The 9,809-nt window shown below is 63.4% G+C and carries 6 protein-coding genes, 1 rRNA gene and 1 pseudogene; 4 read left to right on the top strand and 4 right to left on the bottom strand.

The genetic code is table 11. From position 1 onward, the window contains the following. Positions 1–270: hypothetical protein (locus GTP44_RS26310; RefSeq protein ID WP_161021732.1), on the top strand; the 270-nt coding region annotated here is incomplete at its 5' end. Between the two features lie 66 nt (positions 271–336). Continuing rightward, complete coding sequence (locus GTP44_RS26305) at positions 337–2,367, top strand: TonB-dependent receptor family protein (protein WP_229257098.1); 2,031 nt, start codon at positions 337–339, stop codon at positions 2,365–2,367. Here the strand turns inward: GTP44_RS26305 and GTP44_RS26300 are convergent. Together GTP44_RS26300 and GTP44_RS26295 are read right to left on the bottom strand one after the other, a co-directional pair. Further along, positions 2,364–3,787, bottom strand: a pseudogene (locus GTP44_RS26300) (SH3 domain-containing protein). The gene GTP44_RS26305 and the pseudogene GTP44_RS26300 overlap by 4 nt on opposite strands. A gap of 8 nt (positions 3,788–3,795) precedes the next feature. Beyond that, positions 3,796–4,992: an SPFH domain-containing protein gene (locus GTP44_RS26295; RefSeq protein ID WP_161021731.1), complete on the bottom strand. Its 1,197-nt coding sequence runs from the start codon at positions 4,990–4,992 to the stop codon at positions 3,796–3,798. A 187-nt stretch (positions 4,993–5,179) separates the two neighbouring features. On the opposite strand from GTP44_RS26295, the gene GTP44_RS26290 reads away from it, so the two are divergent. Together GTP44_RS26290 and GTP44_RS26285 are read left to right on the top strand one after the other, a co-directional pair. Next, on the top strand, positions 5,180–5,863 hold the full coding sequence (locus tag GTP44_RS26290) for a response regulator transcription factor (RefSeq protein WP_161021730.1): 684 nt from the start codon (positions 5,180–5,182) through the stop codon (positions 5,861–5,863). Continuing rightward, positions 5,860–7,932 (top strand): sensor histidine kinase, encoded by a 2,073-nt coding sequence (locus tag GTP44_RS26285; RefSeq protein WP_161021729.1) that lies wholly within the window; start codon positions 5,860–5,862, stop codon positions 7,930–7,932. The genes GTP44_RS26290 and GTP44_RS26285 overlap by 4 nt, the downstream gene beginning before the upstream one ends. Before the next feature lies 1 nt (position 7,933). Here GTP44_RS26285 and GTP44_RS26280 read toward each other — a convergent pair whose 3' ends face one another. Together GTP44_RS26280 and rrf are read right to left on the bottom strand one after the other, a co-directional pair. Continuing rightward, the gene (locus tag GTP44_RS26280; protein ID WP_161021728.1) at positions 7,934–9,544 is read right to left on the bottom strand and encodes a methyl-accepting chemotaxis protein; all 1,611 of its coding nucleotides are present in this window, start codon (positions 9,542–9,544) and stop codon (positions 7,934–7,936) included. A 146-nt stretch (positions 9,545–9,690) separates the two neighbouring features. Next, positions 9,691–9,803: ribosomal RNA gene (gene rrf, locus GTP44_RS26275) — 5S ribosomal RNA — on the bottom strand. Between the last annotated feature and the right edge of the window lie 6 nt (positions 9,804–9,809).

Below are 9,809 nucleotides of genomic sequence, written 5' to 3'. Positions count from 1 at the left end.
GGTCACTGGTTCGCTCTTCTCAAAAATACTGACAGTATTTCTACTGAATATTTCTTTGTTGAGCATTTAATGCTTTTTGTTGCAGCACCAAATGCCCACACTTATCGACTGTTAATTTTTAAAGATCATTCTGTGTTGCTAGCTGAAGAAGCGTTTTGTTCGTCAGCGAAGAAGGAAGAGTATGAAGCGTTTGCAGCATTTCGTCAACCTTCTTTTTTCTCGCTTCACTCTGCATTTGCATGCAGCGTTTCGCGAGGGACAGAATCATAACAAGCCGGCGCTGGTCTGGCAAGGGCTTTGTTATATTTCGTTTTCATCGTTTCCCGGGAAACCATCTTGTTCGCCACCGTCCTGTTTGCCGCCGCCATCGAAGTGCCTGTCGTGGTCGTCACTGCCACGCGTACCGAACACGCCAGCTTCGACATCCCCGCTTCTATAAACGCGGTCACTGTCGACGACAGCAATCTGCGCACCAACGCTTCAGAGGCGCTCGCGGCCGTGCCCGGGCTGGTGGTGCAGAACCGCCAGAACTACGCGCAGGATTTGCAGATCTCATCGCGCGGCTTTGGCGCCCGCTCCGCCTTTGGCGTGCGCGGCGTGCATCTGATCACGGACGGTATCCCCGCCAGCATGCCGGACGGCCAGGGCCAGGCCGCCACCTTCAACCTGGACATGGCCGAGCGCATCGAAGTGCTGCGCGGGCCCTACTCGGCAATCTACGGCAACCATGCCGGCGGCGTGATCCAGCTATTCACCAAAGAAGGCGAAGGCGCGCCGTCCGTCGAACTGAATATGTCCGGCGGCAGCTATGGCACGCGCAAGACGGACCTCAACGCCCAGGGCAAGCAGGGAGCGATCAGCTATGTGCTCGATGCGTCGCGCTTCGACACCGACGGCTACCGCGCCCACAGCGCCGCCACCCGCGACCAGGCCTACGCCAAACTGACACTGACACCCATAGCCGGCGCAACACTGAACATCGTCGCCAACGCCTTGCGCCAGAACGACACGCAGGATGCGCTGGGCGTCACCTGGGCCACCTACCAGCGCGACCCGCGCGCCGGCGAAATCGACAACGCCGATACGCAATCGCCGAAGCGCACGCTGGCCGACCGCTACAACACGCGCAAGAGCATCGATCACAAACAGGTCGGCGCCACCTGGGAGCAGCGCTTCGGCGACGACCGCCTGCGCGTGACCGCCTACGGCGGCAACCGCGAAGTGATTCAGTACCAGGCATTCTCGAAAGCCTTCCAGGCGCCGCCTGCGCACTCGGGCGGCGTGGTCGATTTTGCGCGCGACTTCTCCGGTACGGATATCAACTGGTCGCACGTCGCTCCACTGGCCGGCGGCAAGCTGAACACCACCGCCGGCGTCGAATATGGCCGCTCCAACGACGCGCGCCAGGGCTATGAAAACTTCGACGGCGCCACCTTCGGCGTGAAAGGCGCCCTGCGCCGCGACGAAGACGATACGGTCAGCAACCTCGATCCCTATCTGCAAACCGAATGGGACGCCGGCGCATGGCAGCTTAGCGCGGGCCTGCGTCACAGCCAGGTAAAGATCTCGGTCGACGACCACTTCCTCGGCAACGGCAATGACAGCGGCTCGCTCAACTACAGCCATACCACGCCGGTGCTGGGCGTGTTGTATCGCGTATCACCGCAGCTGAATGTCTACGCCAGCGCGGCGCGCGGCTTTGAAACGCCGACGCTCAATGAACTGTTCTACTCCGGCGCGGGCGGCGGCTTCAATTTCCGCTTGCAGCCGGCGCTTAGCACGCACGTGGAAGCCGGCGTCAAGGCGAAGCTGGACGCCGGCTCGCGCATCAATGCTGCCATCTTCCAGGTGAAGACCTCCGATGAACTGGTGGTCGATGCCTCCAGCGGCGGCCGCACCAGCTACCGCAACGGCGGCAACACCTTGCGCCAGGGGCTGGAGCTGTCGCTCGACTCATCGTGGCGCCATGGACTCAGCACGCGGCTGGCGCTCACCACGCTACGCGCGGTCTACGACCAGGGCAACCGCCTGCCCGGCGTGCCGAACGCGAACCTGTACGGCGAGCTGGCATGGAAGGAAAGCGCCGGCCGCTTTGGCGCCGCACTGGAGGCGGTCGCCGCCGGCAAGATCTACGTCGAGGACAACAACGTGGAACAGCCGGCGCCGGGATACGGTGTATTGAATGTGCGCGTCAACGCCAGCCAGCAGTGGCGTGGCTGGCGTTTCAAACAGTTCGCGCGGCTGAATAATCTGCTCGATAAAAACTACGTCGGCTCGGTCATCGTCGGCGACACCAACAAGCGCTATTACGAAGCGGCGCCGCAACGCAACTGGCTGCTGGGCGCCAGCGCGCGCTATCCGTTCTAGCGCAGGGCGACGGTCTGGCGCTTCCAGGCCGGGTCTTGCCAGCGGTAGAACAGGCTGAGGGAAGATGGCTTGTCGGCCGACTTCAGCGTGGCCAGGGTATTGATGTCCACCAGCTCAAAGCTGCGCTTGAAGCGGCCATCGACGCGCGCTTCGCGCGCCACCAGCATGTTCTGCGTGCCTGGCACCCAGCCGGCGAATTCCGCATAGCCCAGGTCCGGATCGGCGGCGGCCGGGGGCAGCACATCGACCAGCCAGCCGTCGCGGGTCTGATGGAACAGCCACATCTCGCGCCAGCCGTCGATCGGCTGCACCGCCAACGCCAGCGCGCTACCCTGCGCATTGCCCCGCGCCGAGGCCGGCCACACCACGCCATAACTGCAACGGCGCGCCAGCGCATGCTGCTGATCGTGCTTGTCATCGACCAGCAGCACGCAGGTTTCACCCGGCTGCCCCGCCACCGTCACCACGCGCAATCCACCGCCGGCTACCGCGTCGCCAGACGCCACCTCCCCCGCCCAGCGTGCGCTGCCCACGCGCACGCCCGCCTCGGCGTAGGCGGCCGCATCGTCCTCGGTCAGGTCGGCCGGCTCCACCATCCCCAGCTCATCCAGCGCCCGCTGCCCTGCTTCGCTGAAAGACTGCCCTTTGCGCGCCCGCTCAAACGCCACCGACGACCACACCATCGCCCGCCGCATGGTCACGCGGTTCTTCACATGTCCCGGCAGATCCTTCAACTCAAGACGTTCCAGCACCTGTCCGCGCCAGTCATCGAGCGCCGCCCGCGCGCCCGGCCCCAGCGCGGGATCGATGCACTCCTGCCGCGTCAATCCCAGTGCAGCGGCAGCACGCTGTTGCGGCTGAGCCGACGCCATCGCCAGCACACGGCGGAACGCCTCGCCGTCATAGCACAACTGCATGCGGCCTTCGCGCTCAAAGCTGCGGATGCCGACGCCGTAATGCGCCACCGCCTCCAGATGCGCCGCGATCACCGCATCCCCTTGCTTGCCCTGCTTTGCCGAGGCGCGCCGCGCCAGCCGGTCCGCCATCGTCCCCAGCGCGTCGAACGGCTCCGCAGTGATCGACGCCGCCGGTGCCGCCTTCAGATAAGCCGCCGCATAGCTGATGCCCAGCGACTCCGCACCCGGCGTATCGCGCAGGAAGCGCACCACCGACAGCAGCTCCGGCGCGTCCGCCGCCTCCAGCGATACCTTGCGCACCTGCGCCGCACGGATATAGCCGGCACGCTCGCGGCGATAATCGTAGACTTGTAAAAAGTCCTGCTTCTCTCGCCGCGTATCTCCAGACTATCGCCCTGCCACAGGACCGCCTGCTGCTGCGCCGAGTCCTTGGGCGTCGCGCGCAGTGCCGTCTGGTCCTGCGTCACGATCGCCAGCGTCAGGGCCGCCGCCATTATTGTCATCGCCATCATTACCGTACCTCCGCCGCCACGCGCGGCTGCTTGCCCAACAGGGCGGAACCAACAAAGCCGCCATCCGCCGGCGGCGGCGCGATAATCACCGACACCTTATCCGACAGTTTGTCCGCCATCGTTTTCTGGATCAGCAGCGGATTACGCGTCAACAGCTCCCCCTCGCGCTCCATCTGCGCCACCTCCACCTTGCCGACCACCTCGTGGCGATAGGCCTCCGCCTCCGCCAGCTTGCGACGCGCATCGGCCTCGCCGGATGCTTCGATCACACGCGCCTGCGCCGTGCCCTCCGAGGTCTTGATGCGCGCCTCCTTCTCCGCTTCCGCCTCCAGCCTGCGCTGCTCGATCTGCTTTTGCTTGAACGGCAGAACATGCGCCATCGCCTGTTCCTGCGCACGCGCCGCGATGATCTGCTCATTGCCGGCGGCTTCCGCAGCCTTCTCGCGGCGCACTTTCTCCGCATCCGCCTCCAGTGCGCTCTGTTTCACCTGCTTCTCCTTCAACTCCAACGTGTAGCGCATCTTCTCGGTTTCCAGTTCCTCGGCCAGCAGCTTCTCCATGCCTGCCTGGTATTCTTCCGGCAGCGTGATCTTGCCGATGGTGATGCCTCGCAGCGTCACGCCATCGGCCGCCAGTTTTGGCTTCAGCTCCGTTTCGATTTCCTTCTGGATCTCGGCGCGCCTGGACGAATAAATCTCGCGCACCGTGTAACGCGTGAACACTTTGTAGATCACGCCCTGCACCGCCGGCTCCACGATGGCGCCGTTGATATCCGGCGGCAGCGATTGCGTCATCGCCACCACCCGCGCCGGATCGAGCGCATAGCGCACCGACATATCCACGCCCAGCGCCAGGCCCTCCACCGACTGGAATGGCGCCTTGTCCGCACGCGCCGGGCGATACACCTGATCCAGCAGCGATACCTGGCGCAGCACATGCACACCCGGCATCATGAACACCGCGCCATCGCGCACCGTCACCGATGTCCCGGTAAGCTGGTTGGTGCGGATACCGACATTCCCCGGTGCCAGCTTGGCCAGCGGCGGATGCATCACCAGACCGTAGATGGCGCCAGCGGCCAGCGCCGCCGACACCAGCAGCGTGCCGTTGCGCCGCACGCCCTTCAGCGCCATGCCGCCGGCGCCACTGAACGCCGTCCGCACCGCCTGCACCATCCGTTTGATCCGCTCTGCCATGATGTTCACCTTTCGTTGAGTTCCGGGCCTATCCCTGAACAGCATGGTGCGCCTGATGATACGGAAGTATCAACGCGGCCGCCGTCCGTCTCTCTTCCGACCGTGTGAGGAAATCCTCACAGCGCGCTTGTGACTTTTTGCTCAAAAGCGTGGATACTCGCTCCATTGACAGAATGTGGAGCGCAGCATGGCCAAAGTCGCCGTTATCGAGGACGATCAGCCCACCAGCAACCAGCTGCGGGCCTGGATAGAGTCCGCGCGGCCCGGCATCGTGGTCGATCAATGGTTCAGCCGCGACGACGCCGAAGCGGCCATCGCCCGCGAACGCTACGACCTGGTGGTGCTCGATATCGAGCTGGGACGCGAACGGCACGCCGGCGTCGCCATCATCAACGCCATCAATAAACGACATGCCACGCCGGTGCTGGTGGTATCGGCCATGCCGGCCACCATCTACCGCAGCATCATGAAGGCGCTGGACGCCTGGGACTATCTGCAGAAAGCCACATTCGAGGAAGCCGATTTCGTCGAGACCTTCCTCGAAATCCTGCGCGCCGTGCCGGCCCAGGCGCCGGCTGCCAGTACGGCGGAACTGAGCATGGACCCGCTGCGCCAACGCACACCGATGTGGCGCGGCCACCGTATCAACCTGCCACTGACGGCGCAGCGCATCCTGGCGGCGCTGTTCGCCAAGCGCGGGCAGGTCGTCTCCTACGACGAGTTGTTCGATGTGGTGAAGAGTGGCCGCAATCGCGACAACATCCGAAAACACGTCAGCACCATCCGCGACGCCTTCCGCGAAATCGATCCCGGCTTCGCCTGCATCGAGAACGTACCGATGCGCGGCTTCCGCTGGACTGACACGGAATGAACTGGCGCCGGCTCAGCATCGTTCCGTATCGCGCGCGGCTGCTGCTGCGCGCCGCCTTCGCGTTCCTGATGGCGGCGACGGTGGGCCTGGCGCTGTCGGTACTGCAGCAGGAAAAACAGCTCAGTTACAAGAATTACGAGGGCAGCTTCCAGAAAACGCGGGTACAGATCGCGGCCACGCTGCGCCATCCCACCGGCCAACTGGCGCTGCTCAATCCACAGCCGATGGCCAGCGGCGGCGCGCTACATCCGCTGCTGCTGCCCTTCGCCGCGCTGGACTTCGACGATCTGCAAAAGGTGCAGCAGGCGGTGGCGATGTCCGGCTGCCTGGCGCAGTACGGTAACAACGGCTCGCTGTGCGTTGGCATAGGCAACAACCCGTGGGCCGGTGGCTTCATCTACGTCGCCGGCAGCTTCGATGGCGCGCAGTTGGTGCCGCATATACGTGGCGATCAGGTAGTTGACTACGCCCACCGCGTAAAGGTCAAGGTCACACTGCGCGACCAGACCGACGAATGGATCGCGCCCTTTGAGGAAAGCAGCGCACCGCAGACACCCGGCCATCGCTATGGTGGCATGCGCGGACGGCTGACCGGCTTCACCGCCGCCGATGTCGCGCGCGGCAAGGCGCCGGTGGTCAAGGACTTCCGCGGCTGGATCTGGCAAAACCCTCGCTGTAATCGCCCTGATCTCGCCGATGATGACCCTAGCTGCGCGCGCAGCGCCTTCTTCTCCCTGCGTCTGCCCATCACCGCGCTGCAGGAAGCCTTGTTTGACAAGCGCCGCCCCGAGTGGCCGCCCGCCGATCTGGATCGTATCAACGTCAGCATCGCCGTGTTCTCGCCGGGCGATGGCGCACCGCTGCTGGACAGCGGCACCGGCCCGGCCGCGCCGCCGTTTTCGCTGACTGACCTGAAGCCGATGCTGCTACAGGGCGAGAGCCTGCAAATCAAACGCCTCAGCGACGGCGTTCAGTTACCGCTGCTGGTGGCGCCCATCGATCCGGAAGAGCAGAGCTGGAACTTCGTTACCGCGCTGATCCGCCGTCTGCCGGTGGATGCCTACGATGTGCCATTGAGCGCGAAAGAAATCATCGCCACGCCGGCCGGCAGCTACGAGGTGCTGCTGAAGGGAGATGTGCGCAGCGTCAGCAAAAGTTTGAGCGTGGTGGCCAGCCGCCTGGTGTGGTTCGTCGGCGCCATGCTGGCGGCGCTGATGCTGGCGTGGCTGGTGATCGAGATCGGCATCATCCGCCGCATCAAAGTGCTGGTCAAACGCGCCGACGATGTCGGGGAACAGGTGACGGCGGCGCGCGGTTTTTCGGAAGCCGGCCTGGCCGATCTGCGCGGCGAAGATGAACTGGGCGTGCTGGCGACCGGCCTGCATGATTTGCTGCGGCGTGTGCGCGAAGACGTTGAGCGGGAAAACATCCGCGCCGAGCAGGAACGCAATATGTGGCATGCGGTCGGTCACGAGATCATGTCGCCGCTGCAATCGCTGATGGTGCTGCATGGCGCGGCGGAGGATCAAAGCCACCGCTACATCAACCGCATGCAGCAGGCCATCCGCGTGCTGTATGGACGCGCATCGCCGAGTGAGGCGTTCCAGTCATCCGAACTGCAGGTGGCGGAAATCGATTTGACAGCATTTTTGCGGCACGTTGCAGCCAACGCGTCGTGTGTAGGGATAGAGAATGTGCTGTTTCACGGACCGGAGGAAACGGTGAGCGCGCGCGCGGATGAATATTCGCTGGAAGACGTGGTCACGCATGTGCTGCGCAACGCCCAGCGCTACCGTCATCCGGACACGCCGATCGACATCACGCTGGAAGCCGGCGATACCGGCGCCACGATCACCATCCACAATCAGGGGCCGCAAATTGCTGCGGACATGCTCGACAAGATATTTGAATACGGCGTGTCGGACCAGCCGGAGTCCGGCGCCGACGGCAATCGCGGTCAAGGCCTGTTCGTCGCCAAGACCTATATGGCCAAGATGGGCGGCACCATCGTGGCGCAGAACCGCGCCGGCGGCGTCAGTTTTATCCTGAACCTCCAGCGCGGCGCTTAGCTTAAGCCGGCAATGCCAGGCGCGAAGCCCGGGCCAGCGGAGCGGCAGCAGCACCCGATAGCTTGAAGATGCTGACCGACTGCTCCAGATGCTGCGCCTGATCCTGCATGCTGAGGGCGGCGGCGGCGGCTTCCTCCACCAACGCGGCATTCTGCTGCGTCACGTCATCGAGCTGGCGGATCGCTTCGCTGATTTGCGCGATGCCGCTGGTCTGTTCTTCGCTGGCGGCGCTGATGTCGCTGATGATATCGGTCACACGGCGCACGCTGTCCACCACTTCGGCCATCGTCACGCCGGCCTGGTTGACCAACTGGGCGCCGGCATCCACCGTTTGCACCGAATTGTCGATCAGGGTCTTGATCTCCTTGGCCGCAGCGGAAGAACGCTGCGCCAGATTGCGCACCTCGGTGGCCACTACCGCGAAGCCGCGTCCCTGCTCGCCCGCACGCGCCGCTTCCACCGCCGCGTTCAGCGCCAGGATATTGGTCTGGAAGGCGATGCCGTCGATGACCGCGATGATGTCGACAATCTTCTTCGACGAGCTGTTGATCGCCCCCATGGTATCCACCACCTTGGACACGACTGCGCCGCCACGCACCGCAACGTCGGATGCCGACAGCGCAAGCTGCTGCGCCTGACGCGCGTTGCCGGCATTATGTTGAACCGCGTCCGCCAACGCTTTGACCGACGATGTGGTTTGCTCCAGCGCGGCAGCCTGCGCTTCGGTGCGGGCCGACAGGTCCTGGTTGCCCGATGCGATCTGCACCGATGCGCTGGCGATGGTGCCGGTGCCGCCGCGAATCTGGCCGACGATATCGATCAGCCCTCCCTGCATGGCTTTCATCGCCGCCAGCAGGCTTTCCTCGTCACGCGGCGCGGTGTGGATCGTCACCCCGAGATCACCCGACGCAATGCTGCGGGCGATTTTGGCTGCGTCACGCGGCTCGCCACCCAGTTGCACAATCAGACTGCGCGCCAGCGCATACAGCACGGCGGCCGTCAGTCCCACGGAGCCGAGCAGGATGACCAGCATGATGGCGGATGAACTGGCGATCTTTGTCTTGGCGTCGGCTTCATCGTCGGCATTGCGCTTGGTGGCACGCTCCACCAGCTTGTTAATGGCGGCGCGGTGCGCCGAGTAGTGCTGCTTCATGTCGTTCAGCGCTGCCGAGGCGGCAGCGGTATCGTCTTTTTCCAGCGCCGGCACAAACTGCGTGAAGGAGGTCTGGTAAAACGCCTGCGCCGGCTTATCGGCGCCGTTGAGCAGCAGATCCTTGATGTCGTCTTCGAGCACTTCCTTGCTCCAGAAGTCGTGACGCGTGTCGTAGTCGGTCTTCAACGATTTGAGATTGTCGATCAGCGCCTTGCGCTCGGCCGGCTGCGCGCTCATGGCCTGCAGGGCGACCAGGTATGACTCAATGATGTATTCGGGCGGCGGCAGGATATCGGCGATCAGGTCTTTGCCCTGTACTACACGCTGGTAGATAGGGCCATTGACCTTGAGCTGATTGAGCACGTAAAAGGACCAGGTCCCGTACAGGGCGAAGCCGGCGACGATAATCGCCATGAGCAGCGCAAAGCGCCGGGCCAGGCCCATTGTGGAAAATTTCATTGAGACACCTTGTGAGTTAATCTGGATTCACAAGTATAAGTGCCCAAATGCAAAAAATATTACCTTCAGAACCGAAAACAACAATTTTCTTCTAATGCAAAAAGGCCCGCACAGATAACTGAGCGGGCCTTCTTGGCGAATAACTAGCTTGACGATAACCTACTTTCACACTGGTTGCAGCACTATCATCGGCGTAGAGTCGTTTCACGGTCCTGTTCGGGATGGGAAGGGGTGGGACCGACTTACTATGGTCATCAAGCTTTGA

Source organism: Duganella lactea (assembly GCF_009857505.1).
Lineage (GTDB): Bacteria > Pseudomonadota > Gammaproteobacteria > Burkholderiales > Burkholderiaceae_D > Rugamonas > Rugamonas lactea.
The sequence above is the reverse complement of the archived record's forward strand: the minus strand, read 5'-3'. Positions and strand labels throughout refer to the sequence as shown.